This window comes from Nocardioides panacisoli (assembly GCF_039537325.1).
In the GTDB taxonomy this organism is placed as follows: domain Bacteria; phylum Actinomycetota; class Actinomycetes; order Propionibacteriales; family Nocardioidaceae; genus Nocardioides; species Nocardioides panacisoli.
In genome coordinates, this window is sequence record NZ_BAABAH010000009.1 from 143,460 (window position 1) to 164,214 (window position 20,755).

At 72.7% G+C, this 20,755-nt stretch carries 18 protein-coding genes and 1 riboswitch; of the genes, 10 read left to right on the forward strand and 8 right to left on the reverse strand.

The window, feature by feature from the left end:
* Window positions 1-7: 7 nt before the first annotated feature.
* On the forward strand, window positions 8-808 hold the full coding sequence (locus tag ABD709_RS13645; protein ID WP_344776278.1) for an FkbM family methyltransferase: 801 nt from the start codon (window positions 8-10) through the stop codon (window positions 806-808).
* Between the two features lie 117 nt (window positions 809-925).
* On the opposite strand, the gene ABD709_RS13650 is transcribed toward ABD709_RS13645, so the two are convergent.
* The gene (locus ABD709_RS13650) at window positions 926-1,507 is read right to left on the reverse strand and encodes a TetR/AcrR family transcriptional regulator (RefSeq protein WP_344776280.1); all 582 of its coding nucleotides are present in this window, start codon (window positions 1,505-1,507) and stop codon (window positions 926-928) included.
* Window positions 1,508-1,559: 52 nt separating this feature from the next.
* Here ABD709_RS13650 and ABD709_RS13655 point away from each other — a divergent pair, with 52 nt between their 5' ends.
* Window positions 1,560-2,456: an alpha/beta fold hydrolase gene (locus ABD709_RS13655; RefSeq protein ID WP_344776282.1), complete on the forward strand. Its 897-nt coding sequence runs from the start codon at window positions 1,560-1,562 to the stop codon at window positions 2,454-2,456.
* A gap of 7 nt (window positions 2,457-2,463) precedes the next feature.
* A complete protein-coding gene (locus ABD709_RS13660) occupies window positions 2,464-3,273 on the forward strand; it encodes an SGNH/GDSL hydrolase family protein (RefSeq protein ID WP_344776284.1) in 810 nt (269 codons plus the stop codon).
* A gap of 152 nt (window positions 3,274-3,425) precedes the next feature.
* Here ABD709_RS13660 and ABD709_RS13665 read toward each other — a convergent pair whose 3' ends face one another.
* Together ABD709_RS13665 and ABD709_RS13670 are read right to left on the reverse strand one after the other, a co-directional pair.
* Window positions 3,426-5,189: a hypothetical protein gene (locus ABD709_RS13665; protein WP_344776286.1), complete on the reverse strand. Its 1,764-nt coding sequence runs from the start codon at window positions 5,187-5,189 to the stop codon at window positions 3,426-3,428.
* Between the two features lie 60 nt (window positions 5,190-5,249).
* The gene (locus tag ABD709_RS13670; RefSeq protein WP_344776288.1) at window positions 5,250-5,891 is read right to left on the reverse strand and encodes a TetR/AcrR family transcriptional regulator; all 642 of its coding nucleotides are present in this window, start codon (window positions 5,889-5,891) and stop codon (window positions 5,250-5,252) included.
* A gap of 59 nt (window positions 5,892-5,950) precedes the next feature.
* Between ABD709_RS13670 and ABD709_RS13675 the strand changes: the two genes are divergently transcribed.
* Window positions 5,951-6,439, forward strand: a complete 489-nt coding sequence (locus ABD709_RS13675; protein ID WP_344776290.1) for a cupin domain-containing protein — start codon at window positions 5,951-5,953, stop codon at window positions 6,437-6,439.
* 15 nt (window positions 6,440-6,454) lie between these two features.
* On the opposite strand, the gene ABD709_RS13680 is transcribed toward ABD709_RS13675, so the two are convergent.
* Window positions 6,455-7,087: a LysE family translocator gene (locus ABD709_RS13680; protein ID WP_344776292.1), complete on the reverse strand. Its 633-nt coding sequence runs from the start codon at window positions 7,085-7,087 to the stop codon at window positions 6,455-6,457.
* A 155-nt stretch (window positions 7,088-7,242) separates the two neighbouring features.
* On the opposite strand from ABD709_RS13680, the gene ABD709_RS13685 reads away from it, so the two are divergent.
* Genes ABD709_RS13685 through ABD709_RS13695 form a run of 3 tightly spaced genes read left to right on the forward strand, consistent with a single transcriptional unit; the run spans window position 7,243 to window position 8,548 of the window.
* Window positions 7,243-7,518, forward strand: a complete 276-nt coding sequence (locus tag ABD709_RS13685) for a Fe-S cluster assembly protein HesB (protein WP_344776294.1) — start codon at window positions 7,243-7,245, stop codon at window positions 7,516-7,518.
* Window positions 7,519-7,572: 54 nt separating this feature from the next.
* A complete protein-coding gene (locus ABD709_RS13690) occupies window positions 7,573-7,791 on the forward strand; it encodes a hypothetical protein (RefSeq protein ID WP_344776296.1) in 219 nt (72 codons plus the stop codon).
* A 37-nt stretch (window positions 7,792-7,828) separates the two neighbouring features.
* A complete protein-coding gene (locus ABD709_RS13695; RefSeq protein ID WP_344776298.1) occupies window positions 7,829-8,548 on the forward strand; it encodes a peptidylprolyl isomerase in 720 nt (239 codons plus the stop codon).
* A 7-nt stretch (window positions 8,549-8,555) separates the two neighbouring features.
* Here ABD709_RS13695 and ABD709_RS13700 read toward each other — a convergent pair whose 3' ends face one another.
* Both ABD709_RS13700 and ABD709_RS13705 read right to left on the reverse strand, forming a co-directional pair.
* Entirely contained in the window at window positions 8,556-9,446 is an 891-nt protein-coding gene (locus ABD709_RS13700) for an oxidoreductase (RefSeq protein WP_344776300.1), read from the reverse strand.
* A gap of 29 nt (window positions 9,447-9,475) precedes the next feature.
* Window positions 9,476-11,293: a SpoIVB peptidase S55 domain-containing protein gene (locus ABD709_RS13705; RefSeq protein WP_344776302.1), complete on the reverse strand. Its 1,818-nt coding sequence runs from the start codon at window positions 11,291-11,293 to the stop codon at window positions 9,476-9,478.
* 151 nt (window positions 11,294-11,444) lie between these two features.
* On the opposite strand from ABD709_RS13705, the gene ABD709_RS13710 reads away from it, so the two are divergent.
* Window positions 11,445-12,779, forward strand: coding sequence for a DNA recombination protein RmuC (locus tag ABD709_RS13710; protein ID WP_344776304.1), 1,335 nt, complete (start codon window positions 11,445-11,447; stop codon window positions 12,777-12,779).
* Here the strand turns inward: ABD709_RS13710 and ABD709_RS13715 are convergent.
* Window positions 12,733-14,013, reverse strand: a complete 1,281-nt coding sequence (locus tag ABD709_RS13715) for a serine hydrolase domain-containing protein (protein WP_344776306.1) — start codon at window positions 14,011-14,013, stop codon at window positions 12,733-12,735. The genes ABD709_RS13710 and ABD709_RS13715 overlap by 47 nt on opposite strands.
* A 12-nt stretch (window positions 14,014-14,025) precedes the next feature.
* Window positions 14,026-16,845, reverse strand: a complete 2,820-nt coding sequence (gcvP, locus tag ABD709_RS13720) for an aminomethyl-transferring glycine dehydrogenase (protein WP_344776308.1) — start codon at window positions 16,843-16,845, stop codon at window positions 14,026-14,028.
* A gap of 70 nt (window positions 16,846-16,915) precedes the next feature.
* Window positions 16,916-17,002: riboswitch (glycine riboswitch) on the reverse strand.
* A gap of 97 nt (window positions 17,003-17,099) precedes the next feature.
* Between gcvP and ABD709_RS13725 the strand changes: the two genes are divergently transcribed.
* Together ABD709_RS13725 and ABD709_RS13730 are read left to right on the forward strand one after the other, a co-directional pair.
* The gene (locus ABD709_RS13725; protein WP_344776310.1) at window positions 17,100-18,719 is read left to right on the forward strand and encodes a cyclic nucleotide-binding domain-containing protein; all 1,620 of its coding nucleotides are present in this window, start codon (window positions 17,100-17,102) and stop codon (window positions 18,717-18,719) included.
* Window positions 18,716-20,632 carry an aminotransferase class V-fold PLP-dependent enzyme gene (locus ABD709_RS13730; RefSeq protein WP_344776312.1) on the forward strand — a complete coding sequence of 639 codons (1,917 nt, stop codon included), beginning with the start codon at window positions 18,716-18,718 and terminating at the stop codon, window positions 20,630-20,632. Before ABD709_RS13725 ends, ABD709_RS13730 begins: the two co-directional genes overlap by 4 nt.
* Window positions 20,633-20,755: the final 123 nt, after the last annotated feature.

A 20,755-nucleotide genomic window follows, 5' to 3' on the forward strand; every position in this document is an offset into this window, starting at 1 on the left:
TGACGCCGTGGACGATCCGGATCAGCTCGCCGACGCCTGGTTCCGCTCTCAGTCGCGGCTCCTCGCCCAGACCGCCGCGGCGGCCCGCGTCCCGCAGAAGGTGCTCGGCCGCCGGGTGACCGGGCTGTTCCGGAGGCTGGCCCGCCACGTCGACGCCACCGTGACCATCGAGGTGGGGGCCTACGAGGCCGGCTTCAGCCGCTGGGCCGCGGCGGAGCTCTCCGCGCGCCGGGTCGTCGCGTTCGAGGCGAACCCCTACGTCTACGAGCACTTCCGCGGCGAGCTCGCCGGCAGTGGGGTCGATTATGTCAACTCGTGCATCGGCCCCGAGACCGGCACCGTGACCCTGCACATCCCGGAGGACCGCAAGGGCTCGTCGAAGGACCGCGTCAACAAGATCGCCAGCCTCAGCGACGCCCACATCTGGACCGAGAGCTACCACGAGGTCGACGTGCCGAGCGTGCGGCTCGACGACGCCGTCGAGCTGACGCCGGACGACCGCGTGGTCGCGTGGATCGACGTGGAGCACGCGCTGAGGATGGTGCTCGACGGCAGTCGCGCGACGCTGGCGCGTTCGTCGGTGGTCCTCGTGGAGGTCGAGAACACGGCCGTCGTCGAAGGGCAGTGGATCGACGTCGACGTCGCGCGCTGGTTCCGCCGGATCGGCCTGGTGCCGCTGGCCCGCGACGCACAGCAGCCCCACCAGTACAACCTGCTGCTGGTCTCCACCGACCTCGCCGAGGATCCCGAGGTGCTGCGGCTTGCCGCCGACGTGTTCCGCCCGTTCAAGCGGCGCAAGGACCACTGAGCGGGAGCAGATCCCCAACCCGGGTCTCGTTGTCTCCGGCCGGCGCGCGGGGGCAACGCCGATAAGTGACATTATGTCATCTTATGGACCGCCTGGCCCTCCTCCGCGCTCGCGCTCTCAGCCTGGACGCGCCGTGGCGAGCAGCGCCGCGAGCGACCCGGCGAGGACGCGTCCCGCCGCGAGCAACGGCTCGCGGGAGCGCTGGGCGCGCGCGAGGATGAACGCGCCCTCGAGGCCGGCGACCAGCGCGTAGACGAACGAACGGGCGTCCGGTCCGCTCAGTCCGCACCGTTCGTAGTGCTCGGTGCCTGCCTCGATCCACGACGCGATGACCCGATCGCCGGCCGCCCGGAGCTCCGGTTCGACGTCGGCGACCTCCCCCAGCACGGTGCCGACCGGGCACAGGTTGGCCCAGCCGGTGGATTCGATGGTCTCGGCGGCGTCGGCGAACACGCCCTCGATGCCGGCGACCGGGTCGTCGTACCGGCCCAGCAGCAGGACCAGCAGCTCGAGGTAGGCGGCTCCCGACTCCTCCAGCGCCCGGTGGGCGACCGCCCGCTTGCCGCCCTTGAAGTGGTGGTAGATCGAGCCGACCGGCGCGCCGGACGCCTCGGCCAGCTGCTGGATGCCGGTGGCCGCATAGCCCTGCCGGCGGAGCAGCTCGGTCATCGCCGTCGTGATCCGCTGGTCGGTCCGCATCCGGCCATGATAGAACGTTCCTTCTAGAGGGATCATTCTAGTGGAGGCGACGATGCGGTACGACGTCGAGATGCGGCGGGTCGAGCTGCCCGCGGGGCCGGTCGAGTACGACGAGACGGGCTCCGGGCCGCCGGTCGTGCTGCTGCACGGCCTGGTGATGGACCACACCGTCTGGGACGAGGTGCTTCCCCTGCTGCCGGCGGGACACCGTTACCTCCGCCCGGTCCTCCCGCTCGGCGCCCACCGGCTGCCGATGAAGCCGGACGCGGACCTGACGCTCGACGGCCAGGTGGCTCTGGTGGCCGACTTCCTCGACGCCCTCGACCTGACCGACGTCACGCTCGTGCACAGCGACTGGGGCGGCGCCCTCTTCCTCACCGCCCGCGGCCGCGACGAGCGGGTGTCCCGTCTCGTCGTGCTGCCGAGCGAGGCCTTCGACAACTTCCCGCCCGGGCTGCCCGGCCGGATGGCCGCTCTGGCGGCGCGGCTCCCCGGCGGCGCCTACCTCGCGGCGCGCCAGCTGCGGGTCGGCTGGGTCCGGCGGCTCCCGCTCCTCCTCGGCCAGATGGCGGCGCGACCGCTCCCCGACGAGCTCGTCCGGGGGTGGACCGAGCCGCTCGTGCGGGACCGGGCGATCCGGCGGGACTTCGTCCGCTACGCACGGACCCGCTTCGACCGGACGGCGCTGGTCCGCGACACCGAGGCGCTCGCGGCCTTCACCGGGGACGCCCTTGTCCTCTGGTCCCCCGACCAGAAGGTCATGCCGCCCGAGCACGGACGGAGGCTCGCCGACCTGCTCCCCCGCGCCCGCTACGCCGAGGTCCCGGGCGCCCGCGTGCTGTCCATGCTCGACGCCCCCGCCGAGGTCGCCCGGCACCTCGGCGAGTTCCTGGTGCGGCCTGGCCTCACCCCGCGATCCGGCAGCAGCGCCTCGGACGGCGCGCCATGATGTGAGCGTGCGCTTCCACCGGTACGTCGCTCTCGGAGACAGCCAGACCGAGGGCCTGAACGATCTCGACGGGCACGGCGGCATCCGCGGCTGGGCGGACCGCTTCGCCGCCTACCTGGCGGAGACGAACCCGGACCTGCTCTACGCCAACCTCGCGATCAGAGGTCGTCGTACGGTCCGGATCCGCGCCGACCAGCTCGAGCCCGCGCTCGCCCTGCAACCCGACCTGGCCAGCGTGATGGCCGGCGCCAACGACGTGCTCGGCCGCTTCGTCCTCGAGGAGACGATGACCGACCTCGAGGCGATGTACGCCGAGCTCCGGGCGGCGGGCGCCACGGTGCTGGGCTGCACCTTCCCCGATCCCGGCGCGACCTTCTCGATCGCCCGCCACCTGACGCCACGCGTCCGGGCACTCAACGAGGCGATCCGCGACGCCGCGCGGAGACACGGGGTGATCCTGGTCGACTTCGAGGCTTACCCGGCCGTGGCGGACCCACGCTGGTGGAGCCGCGACCGGCTGCACCTCACCACCGCGGGCCACACCCGGATGGCGACGGCGTTCGCCGACGTGCTCGGCGTGCGTCCCGACCCATCGTGGCAGGACCCGCTGCCGCCCCTCTCCCCCCGCGCGTGGTGGCGCAGCCGCGTAGAGGACGCCGACTGGCTCGCGCGCTACTGGCTCCCCTGGCTCTATCGCCACCTGCGCGGGCTCTCCACCGGCGACAACCGGCTCGCCAAGCGGCCGGAGCTCGGCCCGGTCTTCGTCCCCGCTGCCGCGATCGACAAGGGGCTCCCCGAACCCGGGGATCGGGCGTAGCGTCAGCGAGAAGCAAGCACCATCCAGGAAGGACTGGGACCTCGAGCCCAGCCTCGACGGCGGCGAGTGCGAGTCCGGGACGCGGGAGCAGCGGATCGACACCGCTGCGTCCCGCGCCTTCATCGGACAGTACGTGCCGCTCCCCTAGCCGCTCAGCACGACGTGTGCCGCCCGTCGACCCAGGTGAGCCTCACGTGCCTGCCCGACGCCTTCGCCTGCCAGTGGCCGGCGTGCGTGCCGGTGCTGCCGGCGCCCGACGTCGTGACGCAGCGGAGGCTGCCGGCGACCGACGCCGCGCTCAGGACGGTCCGCACGTCCTTGAGCCTCGGGTGGTAGCCGCCGGCGTCGTGCGCAGCGAGCCGGCCGCCCACGGTCGCCGTACCCGTCACGGCGAGGCGGTCGCCCGCACCGGCGGTGAGGTCCACGTCGAGCTCGGCCCTCTTGCCCTGGTCGTAGCCTCCGTCGACGGTGAGCGTCCCCGTGCCCGAGCCGGCCGGCCGGACCTTCCCGGCGACGTTGTCCAGGTCGGCGGCGACGGTGCCGGCGCCGAGCAGCGTGCCGCCGCTGAGGGTCACCCCCAGGTTGGCCTGCACGACCGCGTCGTCGGCGAGGGAGATCGTGCCGTCGCTGTCGAGGGCCTCGTTGTGGATGTCGGCCACGCCGGTCCCCGACGGCACGACCAGGGTGCCGTGGTTCACGACCTGGTCGGGCGAGACGCAGCAGGAGTCTCCGTTGATCGAGGACCCGGGCGCGAGGGACAGCGTCCCGTCCGAGGCGATCTCGATGAGCGAGTGCACACCGGTCCCGATCACCGCGCCGTCGTCGACCACGAACCGGCCGTGCACGGTCAGCGGGGTCGGGACCGACCCGTCCATCCCGGCGAGGATCCGGCGCCCGTTGTTCGGCGGCTCACCCGACGCGCGCAGCGTCACGCCGTGCGCGACGGTCAGGGCCGCCTCGATCGTCGTGCCGCTCCAGTCGAAGGTCCCGGTGCCCTCGAGCACCGCCGTCCCCTGGAGGGTGCCGCCGGCCTGGTCCTCCGGCGTGCCGAGCTCGAGGTGGAAGTCGGGGCCGAGCATCTGGGTGCCGCTGAGCACCGCGTGCGAGTGGTCGTGGATGGTCCAGCTCCCGCTTCCCTCGTACGACGCCCCGTCGCCCGCGGTCACCGGTGCCGCGGTGGACAGCAGCCGGCCGCCGTTGCTCGCCGAGATCGTGCCGTCCTGGTCGAACGCGACGGCGTCCACCTCGAAGGTGCCGCCGTCGACCGCGACGGTGCCCTCGTTGGTGATCCGGGCCGGGTTGTTGCAGCAGGAGAGGAAGTTGACCTTGTTGTCGCCGGTGGAGGTCAGGGTCCCGCCGGGGAGCACGTGCAGGACGAAGGGGTTGACGATCCGGAGCGCCGGAGTGCCCGGGTCACCCGGCGTGGTGGAGGTGCCCGGCAGGCCGCTCAGTCCGAGCGTGCCGCCGACGTCCAGGTTCTGGCTCAGGACGTCGAGCTCGCCGTTGGTCCCACCGATCGTGCCGGCGGCCCCGGCCGCGACGGTCGTCGCGGTGTTCAGGACTCCCCCGTCCCACGTGAAGGTCCCGGTGACCGTGATCTGGCCGCCGTTGATGCTCGTGCCGCACAGGTCGGGCGTCTGGAGCAGGCGGAATCCGGCCAGGGTCACGGTCGGGACGTCGTCCACGTGCGCGGTGCAGTGGGTGCCGTTCGGCTGGGCGATCGAGACCGAGTCGCCGTTGCCGGGAACCCCGTTCGGCGACCAGTTGCGGGCGTCGGTCCACGAGTGGTTGTCGGCGGCGGGGTCCTGGGAGCTGCCGATCCAGGTGTAGCTCGTGCCGCCGGCAGCGTGAGCAGGAGCGGGGAGCAGTGCGACGAACGCGGCCATGACGGCCATCGCGAGCAGGCGGATGCGCATCGGGGATCCTCCGATCGGAAGGCGGGATGCGTCCCAGGCTCCGCTCCCCCGGCGCGAGGCTCATCGTGCTTTTGCGCCAACCTCGACGCCGGGCGCCCCCCGGCTGAGCGCAGCCTGGAGGAGCGCCTGCGCGGACCACCGCATCGACTCCACCGCCTGCTCGCGCGTGAGGCCGCCGATGTCGGTCAGCCACACGAGGGCCTCGATGCCGATCGCGCTCCGCACGGCCAGGGCCAACGCCCGCACCCCGTCGTCGGTCAGCTGCTCGCGGACCGGCTCGAACGCCTCGGTGATCCACGTGATCGCGCGACCCTGCCGCAGCGGCAGGCCGACCCGCTCCGTGCCGTCCTCGGCGAGCGAGAGCCGCAGCATGGTCCGTTGCTGCTGCTCGGTCCGGACGATCAGCGCGGTGAACGCCTGCACCACACGGTCGAGCCGGGCGGCGGGGTCCTCCGGGGGGTCCTCCCCCAGCATCGAGGTGGCCGCGGTCTCGGGGTGCGCCGCTGCGAGCAGCTGCCGTTGGCTCGGGAAGTACCGGTACGCCGTCGCCCGCGAGATCGACGCCGCGTCGGCCACCTCCGCCACGCTCGGCGTGGCTCCCTGCGCGACCAGCGCGCGAGCCGCCGCGACGAGGGCCGATCGGGTGCGGAGCTTCTGCTCGGCTCTCCCGCTCGCTTCATAGGGCATTGACACGGGCGTCATGATACTTCACTCTCATCATGAGACCTAAGTCTCATCATCCTCCCAAGAGAGAAGCCATCATGACGTCCACCACCGCTCCCCTGGTCCGCACCGGCACGCAAGGCGAGCGTCGCTGGTTCTTCGGCGGCGGCGAGCACCTGTGGAAGGTCCGTGCCGAGGAGACCCGCGATGCCTTCTTCCTGTTCGAGGACCGGATGGAGCAGGGCAAGATGACGCCGCTGCACACCCATCCTGCCGACGAGACGATGTACGTCCTCGAGGGCGAGATCCGCATGCACCTCGACGGTGCCGAGCACGCGGTGGGTGCCGGCGGTGTCGCGCTCGCGCCGCGCGGAGTCCCCCACGCGTTCATGGTCGTCTCGCCGGTCGCGCGGATGCTCTGCCTCCACACACCGGGCACCTGCGAGGCCTTCTACTGGGACGCGAGCGAGCCCGTCGCCGGGGACGGACCCGCCACGGGGGCCGTCGACTTCGACCGGGTGCGCGCGTCCGCCGAGCGCAACGGCGGCATCGAGCTGCTCGGACCGCCGCCGTTCAGCCGGTCCTGACCGGAGGGCGCAGGCCTAGGCGTCGGTGGCGACCAGGGTGACGCCGAGGGCGATCATCATCCCGCCACCGGTCGCACCCAGCGCGTCGAGGCGACGCGGCTTGCGTGCGAACCACTCCCTGGCGCGGGCCGCCCCGAGGGCCCACAGGCTGTCCGAGCAGACCGCCATCGCCCCGAACACGACGCCGAGCAGCGCCAGCTGCAGCCCGGCCGGACCGTCCGGGTTGACGAACTGCGGGAGGAAGGCGGCGAAGAAGACGATGGTCTTCGGGTTCGTCGTGCCGACGATCAGGCCGGTGCGCACGGCGTGCGCGTTGCTGCGCTCCACCGCCGCCGGCCGGGTCAGGGCGAGGCGGGCGTCACCGCGGTGCCGGATCGCGCTCACGCCGAGCCAGACGACGTACGCCGCGCCGACGAGCTTGAGCACCGTGTAGGCCGTGGCGCTCGCGGCCACCACCGCGCCGAGACCCACCGCGACGCAGAGCACCTGCACGACCAGGCCGAGCGCGTTCCCCAGCACCGACAGCAGCGCGCCGCGCCGGCCGACGGTCAGGGCGCGGCCGATCGTGAACAGCAGGCTCGGGCCTGGCACCTGGATGAACAGGAGCGAGGCCACGAGGAAGGCGATCAGCTGGCTGGACGACGGCATATCGAGAGTGTCCCAGCGGGCCCGACCGCGCGCACGTCATTAACGCGGAGCACCCCGCGGCGCGGCCTGCCGTCCTTGAACCGCGCGCCTCGACGTGTTCTGGTGGAGGGGTCCAGCGCTCCGGCGACGGAGCGCAGTCTCTCGGAAAGGCAATCATGCTCACCCTCACCGACAACGCCGCGACCATCGTCAAGTCGATCGCCGAGCAGCCCGAGACCGCGGGCCTGCGGATCACCAGCGACGGAAGTCCGGAGTCCGCTTTCGGTGTCTCCACGGCGTCCGGCCCGGAGGCCGACGACCAGGTCGTCGAGCAGGACGGCGCGACGATCTACCTCGACCAGAACGCGGCCACGCAGCTCGACGACAAGATCCTCGACGCCGGTGTCGACGGGTCGGGCAACCTGCAGTTCGCCCTCGGCCAGCAGGCCTGACCGGTTCCCGCCGGCCGCCGGATCCCCTGGCGGCCGGTGGGTACTGACCGGCTCATGAACGATCAGGACAGGCTGACCGCAATCCAGGCCGTCGTCGACCGCGTCACCTCGTGGCAGGACGGCGCCACGGAGGGGACCGTGGAGCAGGAGCTGCGCCGGGGCGCCGAGGAGGTCGGCGTCGACATGACCGACGACGAGATCCGCCGACTGGCCGACGTGATCGAGGACGAGCACGCCGCGGTCTCGGCCGAAGAGGTGCTCGGCACCCACTAGGCCGGCCCGGGTAGGGGCGGCCGCTAGCATCGCCCGCATGCTCACGCGCTCCTTCGCCCGGCCCCTGCTGGCTGCGCCGGTCCTCGTCCTGGCCCTCGGCCTCGCTGCCTGCGGCAGCGACGACTCCGGCTCGGCGTCCGACGACGCCGGATCCTCGACCCCGCCGTCCTCGGCGTCGTCCTCGTCGTCGGCGCCGGCGTCGACCGACGCCGCCGGCGCGTGCACCTACACGCCCGACGGGACCCAGGCGCAGGTCACCCCTCCCCCGGCGGACCCGAGCGTGACCGGGGACGTCAAGGTCACGATGGACACCTCGGTGGGCGAGTTCCACGCGACCCTCGACGCTGGCAAGACGCCCTGCACGGTCAGCTCGTTCGTCTCCCTCGCCGACCAGGGCTACTTCGACGGCACCACCTGCCACCGGATGACGACCAGCGGCATCTACGTGCTCCAGTGCGGCGACCCGACCGGCACCGGCACCGGCGGCCCCGGCTACTCCTTCGCCGACGAGCTGTCGGGCAAGGAGACCTACGGTCCCGGCACCCTGGCGATGGCGAACGCCGGCCCCAACACCAACGGGTCGCAGTTCTTCATCGTGTACGGCGACAGCCCGCTCCCGCCGCAGTACACCGTCTTCGGCACGGTCGACGACGCCACCGTGAGCCTGATCGAGGACGTCGCCAAGGACGGCACGACGCCGCCGCAGGACGGCGCGCCCAACACGCCGGTCGACATCAAGACCGTCACCACCGACTGACGCGCCCTCAGAGCGGGAAGCTCACCCCGCTGAGCTTCTCCGACACGTCCCACAGTCGCGCGGCCAGCCCGGCATCGGCCGCTCCGACCGAGCGCCGGCCCGGCGCCGGCCAGCCGTGCAGCTCCAACCGCCCGTGCGGACCGATGTAGGTGTTGCCGGGGACGTCCATGGTCGCGGCGTAGACGGTGCAGAGCGCGCCGCGCCACGCGGGCATGCTCACCAGGCGCTGGCCGTGGTAGCCGATCCACGTCCACACCGGGTTGCCGCTCCCCTGGGTGATGTGGGTGGCCGAGGCCCCGGGGTGGGCTCCCACCGCTCGCAGGGGCGAGTCGGCCGCCCGCAGCCGGCGGTCGAGCTCGAGCAGGAAGAGCAGGTTCGCCTGCTTCGACGCCGCGTAGGCCGCGAACGCGCCGTACTTCCGACGCTCCCAGCCCAGGTCGTCGAGGTCGATGTCGCCGCGTCGGTGCTCGCGCGATCCGGTGACCACCACCCGGTCCCGCAGGTGCGGCAGCAGCAGGTTCGTGAGCGCGAAGTGGCCGAGATGGTTGGTCGCGAAGTGCATCTCCACGCCGTCCTCGGTCGTCGAGAACGGCGCACCCAGGACGCCCGCGTTGTTGACGAGGACGTCGAGCCCGCCCTCGGCGACCAGCTGCTCGGCGAGCTCGCGGACCGAAGCCAGCGACGCCACGTCGAGTCGGCGTACGGCGACCCGGCCCTTGTCGTGGCCGGGCACGGTCCGGGCGGCGGCCTCGCCGCGCTCGACGCTGCGGCAGGCCAGCGTGACCCGCGCGCCCCGGGACCCGAGGATCCGGGCCACCTGGAGCCCGATGCCGCTGTTGGAGCCGGTGACGACGAAGTGCCGCCCCGGTTGGGGCGGCACTTCGGTCCACGGTTGCACGCGGTCAGCGTGCCACAGCGGGTCTCGCCTCAGGAACGGCAGCCTCGCGACGCGACCCGGCCGCAGCCGCCGGCGGAGCCGCCGCTCTTGCCGCCGTCGACGACCACGTTCACGAACTTGTGGCCGTCGACCACGAGGTCCAGCGGCGCGCTCTCGAACGCGTCGGTGAACCTGCCGCCCTTGGCCCGGATCTTCACGTCGGCGCCGACCGAGTCGTTGGAGATGTCGTCCTGCAGCGCCTGGATCACGTCGGCGGTGCTGTGGAGGCCGTAGACGTCGAGGTACTCCGACCCGCCGCCGAACATCTCCACGTACCCGCTACCGCCGCTGACCTTCTTCGGGATGTCGACGCTGTAGCCGATGTACTGCGACGTCTCGCCCTTGACGACCAGTGCCCGCAGCTTCAGCGTGTCGCCCGAGGCGACCTTCGCCTTGCGGTTGGTCACGTTCACCCACGAGCCGTCGACCTTCTGCTCGATCCGCTTGACGCGGTAGACCGAGTCGTCGTCGGAGACGTCGGCCGTGCTGGTCACCGAGGTGACCTTCGCGCCGGCCTGGGTCAGGGCGTACAGCGTGTCCGCCAGCGGGTAGGACCCCTCCACGGCGATGTCGTAGGACGACTGGTAGCGGTCGCCGTAGTTGATCGTGAACGGCTGGCCGTTCTCGTCGGTGCCCTCGATCACCCAGGTCTGGCTCTCCGAGCCCGTGGTGTAGTGGTCGATCACCGAGTCGTGGTTGCCGAGCTGCTCGTAGAACGCGATGTCGGGGAGCACGTCCGGCTCGTAGACGTCGGTCTCGCCGGTGCGGCTGTCACCGTGGTAGCTCAGCGTCGACGTGACCGAGGCCGACGACGGGATGTCACCGAGGTCGCCCGCGATGCCCTCGAGCCGGTCGGAGTCGATGGTGCCGGCGATGTCGCCGATGTTCGACAGCTTGTAGGGCACGCCGAGCGGGTCGGGCTGGACCGTGATCACGTCGGCGGCGCCGAGGCCGTACGACGTGTCGCCCAGCGCCGCCATCGGGTGGCCGAACGCGACGACGCGGCCGTTGCAGATCGCGGTGATCGTGCCGACGCCGCCGAAGGTCACGTCGCCGGCCGACTGCACGGCGGCGATGCTGCCGCCGGCGACCAGCGTGTCCGGACCGGCGACCGAGGCGTCTGCCGCGGCTCCGGCGCGCACGCCCTGGCCCTTGACCAGGTAGGCGCGGTTCTTGCCGGCGTCGAGCCGGTTGGCCCGGACCCCGCTCATGGTCCGCGGGATGGCGAGCTCGCTGAAGCCCTGCTGCGCCTGCCGGCTGGTGACCTCGCCGGTGGCAGCGAGCTTCTCGGCAGCCTTCGGGCCGACGTCCACCTTGCCGGCGAACGTGGCGGAGCCGAGGTAGTCGTCCATGTACTCGTAGGGCGTGATGCCGGCGATGGGCGTGGCGCCGTAGGCGAGGCCGTAGGCCACCGCGCCGATGAGGGTGCCGTCGTCGGCGTACACCGGCGAGCCCGACATGCCCTGCCAGATGCCGCCGACCTTGTCGATGGCGGGCGAGGTCAGCTCCATCATGATCATGTCGTGGCCGGGCCCGATGCCGTCGTGCAGCACGCCCAGCACGGTGCCGGTGAACTGCTCGGGCGTGGTGCCCTTGCTGACCGTGTAGCCGGTGACGGGCTGGTCGGCTGCGATGCTGCCGATCGGGGTCGCGGTCGGGCAGTCCGCGAGCGGCAGGGTCGGGGCCGCGGCGTGCGCAGGGCTCCCTGCGAGGCCGGGAGCGATGAGCCCGAGCGACGCGCTGAGGCCGACGACGGCGGCGAACGCGGTGGACCGCGCTCCGCGCCGTGCGAACGGGGATGCTGACATCGAAGGTTCCTCTCTGGTGCTGGTGTCGGCGTGCTTGAGGGCTCGCTGCCAGTACGACGCCCCACCCCCGCGGCCGGTTGCCACGACATCGGATTCCTCTCCCCGGCGTGGCCCCCGGGGTTGTGTCGGGCACCCCTGTTTGACTGCGGACATGGAAATCGTGCTGCTGCTCCTCGGACTGGTCGTGGGTGCCGCGGCGACCTGGCTGACGCTGGCCCCCCGGGTCCGCCACGCCGCCGAGGTGGCCGCGGCACGGCACGATGCCGAGCTGGCGCGGGCTCGCGAGCAGGAGGCCGCGCTGCGCGCCGAGGTGCAGGCCGACCTGGCGTCCGCGCTGGCGTCGGTCGACGAGCTGCGGGTGGCCCTGGAGGACGCCCGCACCCGGCACCGCGAGCTCGTCGACCAGCAGCGTGACGCCCGGGTCGAGCGCGAGCGCGCGCAGGCCGGGCACACCGAGGTGCTCAAGACCCTCACCCCCGTGGCCGAGCAGCTGCGCTCCATGCGCAAGCGCGTCGACGACCTCGAGCAGCAGCGGTCCCGTCAGCACGGTGAGCTCGCCGAGCAGCTGCGATCCACCCAGCGCACGGTCGCCGAGTCCAAGCGTGCCGCCGACACCCTCGCCTCGGCCCTCTCCAACAACGCGGTGCGCGGCGTGTGGGGCGAGACCCAGCTCCGCACCCTGGTCGAGTCGGCCGGGCTCATGCAGCGCGTCGACTTCCACCTGCAGCGGTCGATCGAGGCGGACACCGGCGCGCGGCGGCCGGACATGGTGATCAACCTGCCCGGCGGCAAGCAGATGGCCGTCGACGCCAAGGCGCCCTACTCCGCCTTCATCGAGGCCAGCCGCGAGGACCTCGACGAGGAGCGCCGCCAGCGACTGCGCGTCGACCACGCGCGCAAGGTGCGCTCCCACGTCGACGCGCTCGCGTCGAAGAGCTACTGGACCGGGCTCGCGGCCAGCCCCGAGTTCACCGTCGCCTTCATCCCCAACGACCAGCTGCTGACGGTCGCCCTGGAGGCCGACCCCTCGCTGATGGAGTACGCCTTCGGCCGCGGGGTGGTGCTGGCCACGCCGACCAACCTCTGGGCGATCCTCAAGACGGTCGCGTTCACCTGGCGCCAGGACGTCCTGACCGAGGACGCCAAGGAGCTGTTCGACCTCGGCCGCGAGCTCTACCGCCGGATCATCACGATGGCCGACCACGCGGAGAAGCTGCGCCGGTCGCTGGAGAGCACGATCAAGAGCTACAACAGCTTCGCCGGCTCCCTCGAGACCCGCGTGCTGGTCACCGCGCGCAAGCTCGACCGGATGGACGAGTCCGCGGTGATCCCGGCGCCGGCACCGATCGACCTGGCGCCCAAGGCTCTCACCAGCGGCGACTTCGAGGCCATCGCCGACATCGACGACCGGCCCGAGCTGGACTTCGACGACGCCCTGTTCACGGACCCGGGATCGGAGCCCGGGGGTCGTACGGCGTCCGCGTGAACACGAAGGTCGCGCACTCGGCGTAGGCAGCCGTCCCGTCCGCCTCGCGCGCGACGTGCAGCGTCTCGCCGCGGTGATAGCCCTCGGTGCCGACCAGGCGTCCGCCCCGCAGCGCGAACCGGTGCTCGGCGACCCCCGTGCGCAGGTCCCGGACCGCCAGGTCCTCGCCGTGCCACTCGAACCCGAGCGCGGTGTTGCCCCAGAACCAGACGCCCGGGAGGCCGTGCAGCTCATCGGGCAGGGTCGTGGTCGGCAGCCACGGCCGGGTGGGTGCCGCGACCGGCGCGTCACCGAGGAACAGGCGGGGCAGCCGCTCGTACGCGAGGCCGGTCGTCCCGTTGGTGACCACGGCAATGGCATCCCGCGTGGCCGGGTCGACGAAGAGCCCGGCCTGGAAGCCCGGCATGGTGCCACCGTGCCCGACGGTCCGCGCCGTGCGCACCCTGATCGTGCGCAGGCCCAGGCCGTAGCCGTCGGCCGGCGCCACGTCCCGGCGCATCTCCTCCAGCGTCGACGCGGAGAGCACGTCCGGGTGCCCGGTCGCCAAGAAGTCGCCCCAGGTCAGGAGGTCGTCGACGGTGCTCCACAGCTGACCGGCCGGCGCCATCGCACCGGTGTCGGTCGCCGGCTCGTCGGACAGCGTGCCCAGGAAGTGGTCGACGCTGAAGCCGGTCGCCGCGCCGGCGGGCGGGTCGTACGTCGTCGCCGCCATCCCCAACGGCGCGAGCAGCCGCTGCCCGACCAGCTCCCACCACGGCGCTGCGCGCAGCCGGGCGACCGCCTCGCCGAGCAGCGCGTAGCCCAGGTTCGAGTAGTGGTACATCTCCCCCGCCGCCGCGACCCGGCCGCTGCCGTCGTTGCGGGCGAGCAGGGTGGGCACGTCGACGCCCGGGGAGCGCTCCCACCACGGCCCGACCGGCTCGCTCTGCAGGCCGGCGGTGTGGCTGAGCAGCCCGCGGACCGTCGCCTCGCCGTACCCGGTGCCGGGCACCAGGCGGCCGATCGGGTCGTCGAGCGACAGCAGGCCGTCGTCACGCGCCTGCAGCACCAGGACCGCGGTGAGGGTCTTGGTGATCGACCCGATCCGGTACGCCGTCGCGCGCGGCGGCGTCGGGTCCGGACCGGCGGCTCCCCACCAGGCCGGCTCGCCGCCCCGGGCGACCGCGGCCACCACCGACGGCAGCCGTCCGTCCGCCTGGAGGTAGGCGAGGACCCGGTCGAAGCGCGTCGTCACCCGGTCACCCGGTCAGTCGGCGTAGGCGTCCACCGGCGGGCACGCGCAGACCAGGTGGCGGTCGCCGTACGCCTGGTCGATGCGCGCCACCGGGGGCCAGTACTTGTCGGGGTCGATCCCGGCCGGGTAGACCCCGACCTCGCGGCTGTAGGGACGGTCCCACTCGCCGACCAGCGCCCGCCCCGTGTGCGGAGCGTTGCGCAGCGGCGACTCCTCCACGGCCCACTCCCCTGCCGCGACCCGCTCGATCTCGCCCCGGATCGCGATCATCGCGTCGCAGAACCGGTCCAGCTCACCGAGGTCCTCCGACTCGGTGGGCTCGACCATCAGCGTGCCGGCGACCGGGAAGGACATCGTCGGCGCGTGGAAGCCGTAGTCGATCAGCCGCTTGGCCACGTCGTCGACGCTGACGCCGGTCGTCCTCGTGATGTCGCGCAGGTCGAGGATGCACTCGTGGGCCACCAGCCCGGACTCACCGCGGTAGAGCACCGGGAAGTGCTCTCCGAGCCGGGCGGCCACGTAGTTCGCCGAGAGCACCGCGACGGCGGTGGCGCGGGTGAGGCCCTCGCCTCCCATCATCCGGATGTAGGCCCAGGAGATCGGCAGGATGCCGGCCGAGCCGTAGGGCGCGGCGCTGATCGCGCCGACCCCGGATCGCTTCTCGGGCTCCGGGTGCAGCGGGTGGCTGGGGAGGTACGGCGCGAGGTGCGCGCGCACCGCGACCGGGCCGACGCCCGGACCGCCCCCGCCGTGCGGGATGCAGAACGTCTTGTGCAGGTTGAGGTGGGACACGTCGCCGCCGAACTCGCCCGGCTTCGCATAGCCGAGCAGCGCGTTGAAGTTGGCACCGTCGATGTAGACCTGCCCGCCGTGCTCGTGGACGACGTCGCAGAGCTCGGTGATCGTCTCCTCGTAGACCCCGTGCGTCGACGGGTAGGTCACCATGATCGCGGCGAGCGTCTCGGTGTGCTGCTCGCACTTCGCGCGCAGGTCCTCGAGGTCCACGGTGCCGTCCTCGGTCGCCTTGACGACCACGACGCGCATGCCCGCCATCACCGCCGACGCCGGGTTGGTGCCGTGGGCCGAGGACGGGATCAGGCACACGTCGCGCTGCTCCTGCCCGCGCGCCCGGTGGTAGTCGCGGATCGCGAGCATCCCGGCGAACTCGCCCTGGGCGCCCGCGTTCGGCTGGACGCTCACCTTGTCGTAACCGGTCACCTCGGCCAGCCACGACTCCAGCTGGGCGATCAGCTCGCGGTAGCCGATCGCGTCGTCGGGCAGCACGAACGGGTGCAGGCCCGCGAAGCCGGCCAGCGAGATCGGCTCCATCTCGGTCGTCGCGTTCAGCTTCATCGTGCACGACCCGAGCGGGATCATGCCGCGGTCGAGCGCGTAGTCACGGTTGGCGAGCTTCGCGAGGTAGCGCAGCATCGACGTCTCGTTGTGGTGGGTGTTGAACACCGGGTGGGTCAGGAAGTCCGACGCGCGGGCGAGCTCCGGCGGAAGTGCCTGCACCGGCTCGGTCTCGTGCGGGGTGATCCCGAAGGCGGCGTGCAGGCCCCGGAGCGTCGCCGCCGAGCTCAGCTCCGAGAACGAGACGCCGAGGGTGTCCTCGTCGACCAGCCGCAGGTGCAGGCCCTGCGCGCGCGCGGCGTCGCGCACCTCGGAGGCCCTCCCCCGGACCGACACCTGGAAGGTGTCGAAGAACCGGTCGGTGGTGACCTCGAGCCCGCCCGCGCGGAGCGAAGCGGCGGAGCGAGCCGCCAGCTCGTGGGTCCGCCGAGCGATCGCCGTCAGTCCCTGCGGTCCGTGGTACACGGCGTACATCGCCGCGGTCACCGCGAGCAGCACCTGCGCGGTGCAGATGTTGGACGTGGCCTTGTCGCGGCGGATGTGCTGCTCACGGGTCTGCAGGGCGAGCCGGTAGGCGGGGCGACCTTCGGCGTCGACCGAGACTCCGACCAGCCGGCCGGGCAGCTGCCGCTCGAGGCCCTCGCGCACGCTCATGAACCCGGCGTGCGGGCCGCCGTAGAACAGGGGCACGCCGAACCGCTGGGCGGACCCGACGACGACGTCGGCGCCGAGAGCGCCCGGCGCCTCGAGCAGGGTCAGCGCGAGCAGGTCGGCGGCGACGACGGCGAGGCCACCCCGCTCGTGCACCTCGTCGATCACCGGCCGCGGGTCGAGCACCCGCCCGGAGGCGCCCGGGTACTGGAGGAGCACGCCCGCGACAGGGCCCTCCGGAAGCTCGTGCGGGCTGGCCACGACCACGGCCAGACCCAGCGCCTCGGCCCGGGTGCGGACGACGTCGATGGTCTGGGGCAGCGCGTCCGCGTCGATGACGAACGGGCCTTCGGCCTTCCGGTTCGCGCGGTGGACGAGCGCCAGGGCCTCGGCCGCGGCCGTTCCCTCGTCGAGCAGTGACGAGCCTGCGGTCGGGAGGCCGGTCAGGTCGGCCACCATGGTCTGGAAGTTGAGGAGCGCCTCGAGCCGGCCCTGCGAGATCTCCGGCTGGTAGGGCGTGTAGGCGGTGTACCAGCTCGGGTCCTCGAGGACGTTGCGGCGGACCACGGCAGGCGTGAGCGTGCCGTGGTAGCCCAGCCCGATCATCGGCTCGCCGGGGAAGTTCGCGTCGGCCAGCGCCCGCAGCTCGGTCGCCGCGGTCTCCTCGTCGACCGCCTCGGGGAGGCCGAGAGCGCCGCCGGAGCGGATCGCCTTGGGCACGGCCGCGTCCATCAGGGCGTCGAGCGACGCGTAGCCGAGCCGCTCGAGCAGGAGGCCGACCTGCTCGTCGTCGGGTCCGATGTGGCGGGCAGCGAACGGTGCGCTCATGTGCGGGGTGGCTTCCTCGGGGTCCGGGAGATGAAAGCCTCCCCCTCTGTCGGCACGCCTCCAGAGTCGCCTGGTCCGCGCGGTCCGGGTGCCTGAGAGGTTCCGGGGAGGAATTGCCCCTTCGGCGCAGGTTCTCCTGCTCTCCCGCGCGGGATCAGCAGCGTTGCAACGATAGCCCATCGGTGTTGCCCACACCCCGCCGACACGTGCTGCCACCGTGGTCCTCCCACCCTCGGCAGACCTAGCGTTCGGGGGTGCTCCGAACACTCCGTGCGAGCCTCGGTAGCACTCCCGTCCGCCGGCTGCTGGCGTGCTTCGTCGTCGGTGAGCTGGCGACCTGGGTCTGGTTCCTCGTCCTCGCCGTCTATGCCTACGACGAGGGCGGAGCCACCGCCGTCGGGCTCGCTGCGCTGGCCCGCATGCTCCCCGCCGGGGCGGTCGCGCCCGCCGCGGGCCACGTGGTCGACCGGTTCCGCCGCCGGGACGTGGTGGTCGCGGCGGTGCTCGCCCAGGCGACGTCGGTCGCCGCGGCCGCGGTCGTCGTCAGCGTCTCCGCGCCGCTCGCCGCCGTCTATGTCGCCGCTGCCGCCGCGACCGTCGCGACCGCGCTCTACCGAGCGGGCAACGCCGCACTCGTGCTCGAGATCGCCGACGGCCCCGGACAGCTCGCGGCGGTCAACGTCGTGGAGACGACCGGGAGCAACGGCGCGTTCCTGCTCGGGGCACTCGCCGGTGGCGCGTTGATGGCCGTCGCCTCGCCCACCGTCGCGTTCGCGGCCGTCGCCCTCAGCCACCTGACGGCCGCGCTGCCGGCCCTCGGGTTGCCCCGCAGGCCGGTCCCGGAGCATCGAGAGGCCCGTGGCGGCCCAGCTGCTCCCGGTGTCCGCCGGGTCCTCGCCCACGCCGACATCACGCGAGTCCTGGCGTTCCTGACCGTGACGACCCTCGTCGAGGGTGCGGTCGACGTGCTGGTCGTGGTGGTCGCCCTCGACCTGCTCGCGATCGGCGACAGCGGCGTCGGCTGGCTGAACGCCGGGTGGGGGCTCGGAGGTGTCCTCGGCGGCATCCTCTGTCTCCGGCTCCTCGCCCGGGGACACCTGGCGCGCGGCCTCGCACTCGGCGGCGTCCTGATCGGAGCCAGCCTGCTCGCGATCGCCGCGGTCCCGTTCCCGGCCACCACGTGCGCGCTGCTCGCCGTTCTCGGGGCGGGCTACGCACTCGTCGAGATCGGGGGGCGCTCTCTCCTCCAGCGGCTCGCACCCGACGACCTCGTCGGCCGCGCCTTCGGGCTGCTCGAGTCCGGCTACTGGCTGTCGACCGCCGCGGGAGCAGCGCTGGCGCCGCCGGCCGTCGCCCTTCTCGGGACCAGGACGACGGTCGCGGTCGTCGGTGCCGTGGTCCCCGCGGTCACGGTCCTGGTCTGGCGCGCGTTCAGCCGGTTCGAGCGGGACGTGGCCGTGCCGGAGGCGGCGTACGCCGCCCTGCGTGCAGTCCCGGCGCTGGCACCGTTGCCGCCGCTGCTGACCGAGGACCTCGCCGTCCGCTCCAGGATCCTCGACCTCGTGCCTGGCGAGGTCGTGGTCAGCCGCGGAGACCTCGGGACCGAGATGTTCGTCGTTGCGAGCGGCGCGCTCGACGTCACCGACTGCCCCGGTCCCGTGGCTCCGCTCGAGACCGGCGACTTCTTCGGAGAGCTTGCGCTGGTCCACGACGTGCGCCGAACCGCGACCGTGACGGCCCGCGAGCCGAGCCGTGTCGTCGTTCTCGACGGGTCAGCCTTCCTGGCGGCGGCCGGCACCCACGCCTACGCCCGCTCCGCGATCGACCAGGTCGCCGACCACCGCTGGTCCAACAGAGAAAGGCCCGTTCCGTGACCGGTTCGCCGTTCAACCCCGAGGGAGATCCGCTCGCGCTCGACCGCGAGACGATGCGCGCGCTCGGACACGCCACCGTCGACGCGGTCGTCGACATGCTGGTCGACCCGAGCACGCCCTGCCTGCGCAGAGCGACGCCGGAGGAGATGGCCGAGCGGCTGCCGGGTGACCTGCCGGAGTCAGGTGCACCTCTCGAGGACCTGCTCGGCATCCTGCGCCAGGACGTCTTCCCGTTCATGAGCCGGCTGGACCACCCGGGCTACTTCGCCTTCATCCCGGCCTGCGGAACGTTCCCGTCGGCCCTCGGCGACTTCATCGGCGCCGTGCTCAACCCCTACGTGGGCAGCTGGATGGAGGCCGCGGGTCCCACCCGGCTCGAGCTCGTGGTCCTGGACTGGTTCAAGGAGTGGATCGGATATCCCCCGTCCGCCGCGGGCATCCTGGTCAGCGGCGGCTCCGCCGCGAACATGACCGCCCTCGCTTGTGCCCGCGAGTCCCTGATGGGGTCGATGTCGGACGATGCCGTCCTCTACGTCGGCGATCAGGCTCATTCGTCGCTGGCCCGGGCTGCCCGGTTGCTGGGCTTCCGGCCGGAGCAGGTCCGCGTCCTGCTCACCGACGAGCGGCAGAAGCTGTCTCCGGCGCACCTCGCGGCCGCGATCGACGCCGATGTCGCCGCGGGACGCCGACCGCTGTTCGTGGCCGCTGCCGGCGGGTCCACCAACACCGGCGCGGTCGACCCCCTTCCCGAGCTCGCGCAGGTGTGCCACGACCGGGGTGCGTGGCTCCACGTCGACGGAGCGTACGGCGGGTTCGCGGCGCTGACCGACCGCGGCCGCCGCGCCCTGGCGGGCATCGAGCTCGCCGACTCGGTCACGCTGGATCCCCACAAGTGGCTCTACCAGCCCATGGAGTGCGGCTCGGTGCTGGTCCGGGACGGTCACCTGCTGCGCCGGGCGTTCGAGATCGCACCGGACTACCTGAAGGACTCCGTCGTCGAGGGTGGCGAGGTCAACTTCGCCGACCGCGGTCTGCAGCTCTCGCGAGGCTCCCGCGCGCTGAAGGTCTGGATGTCGCTCCGGTTCTTCGGCGCCACGGCGTTCCGCGAGGCCGTCGACCGGTCCCTCGACCTCGCCCTCCTCGCCGAGGAACACGTCCGGAGCCGACCCGAGCTCGAGCTGATGTCGCCGGCGTCGCTCGGGATCATCGCCTTCCGGCGCCGCGCCGAGGACGAGCCGACCGCGGCCGCCGTCAACGCCCGCCTGGTCGCCGAGTTCGAGCGGACCGGGCGGGGGCTGGTCTCCTCGACCCGGCTGCACGGGCGGTACGCCGTCCGGCTGTGCGCGATGAACCACACCAGCGCCGCCGAGCACGTCCGGGAGGTCCTCGACTTCTTCGCCACGGCCGCGCTGCCGGACCAACGGGTCGCCGCCGAGGTTCCGTCGCGGGACGCCACGATCGACCGCGAGGCGTGGCTCCGGGAGCGGTCGTCGGTGGACCTTGCCGCAGTCGCTGACGTTCCGCTGTTCGCCGACCTCGAGCCGACCGCGCTCGAGCGGGTCGTCGAGCTCGGTCGCCAGGTCCTCGTGCCCGAGGGCGGCACGGTCGTGCGCAGGTGGGAGACGTCGCGAGACCTGTACGTCGTGCTCGCCGGTGCCGTCGTCGCCACCCGGGGCGACCGCCCGGTCGCCCGGTTCGGTCCCGGCACGCACTTCGGCGAGTTCGCCGCCCTCGACTGGGGAGCGGGCTACGGCTACGCGCGCCAGGCGACGGTCACCGCTGAGGAACCGAGCCGGCTGCTGGCGCTGTCACCGGGCGCGCTCGCCGAGCTGATCGGTGCACGCCCCGAACTCGACCGGCGCCTGCGGTCGGTGGTGCGGGAACGCCTCGCCGACGCGGAGGCGGACGCCTAGCTGTAGTTCCCCGGCAGGTTGTGAACGGCGAGGCGTAGACGAATAGCGAGGACCTCCGGTACGGAGGGGTTACCACACCAACCTCTTCACCGAAGGTCCTCAATGACTCACGCTAACGCTCCA

Coding starts and splice junctions, on each gene's coding strand:
- ABD709_RS13705 (WP_344776302.1), bottom strand. CDS start 11,293: ATGTCAGCATCCCCGTTCGCACGGCGCGGAGCGCGGTCCACCGCGTTC.
- ABD709_RS13675 (WP_344776290.1), top strand. CDS start 5,951: ATGACGTCCACCACCGCTCCCCTGGTCCGCACCGGCACGCAAGGCGAG.
- gcvP (WP_344776308.1), bottom strand. CDS start 16,845: ATGAGCGCACCGTTCGCTGCCCGCCACATCGGACCCGACGACGAGCAG.
- ABD709_RS13665 (WP_344776286.1), bottom strand. CDS start 5,189: ATGCGCATCCGCCTGCTCGCGATGGCCGTCATGGCCGCGTTCGTCGCA.
- ABD709_RS13690 (WP_344776296.1), top strand. CDS start 7,573: ATGAACGATCAGGACAGGCTGACCGCAATCCAGGCCGTCGTCGACCGC.
- ABD709_RS13695 (WP_344776298.1), top strand. CDS start 7,829: ATGCTCACGCGCTCCTTCGCCCGGCCCCTGCTGGCTGCGCCGGTCCTC.
- ABD709_RS13680 (WP_344776292.1), bottom strand. CDS start 7,087: ATGCCGTCGTCCAGCCAGCTGATCGCCTTCCTCGTGGCCTCGCTCCTG.
- ABD709_RS13710 (WP_344776304.1), top strand. CDS start 11,445: ATGGAAATCGTGCTGCTGCTCCTCGGACTGGTCGTGGGTGCCGCGGCG.
- ABD709_RS13670 (WP_344776288.1), bottom strand. CDS start 5,891: ATGACGCCCGTGTCAATGCCCTATGAAGCGAGCGGGAGAGCCGAGCAG.
- ABD709_RS13650 (WP_344776280.1), bottom strand. CDS start 1,507: ATGCGGACCGACCAGCGGATCACGACGGCGATGACCGAGCTGCTCCGC.
- ABD709_RS13685 (WP_344776294.1), top strand. CDS start 7,243: ATGCTCACCCTCACCGACAACGCCGCGACCATCGTCAAGTCGATCGCC.
- ABD709_RS13655 (WP_344776282.1), top strand. CDS start 1,560: ATGCGGTACGACGTCGAGATGCGGCGGGTCGAGCTGCCCGCGGGGCCG.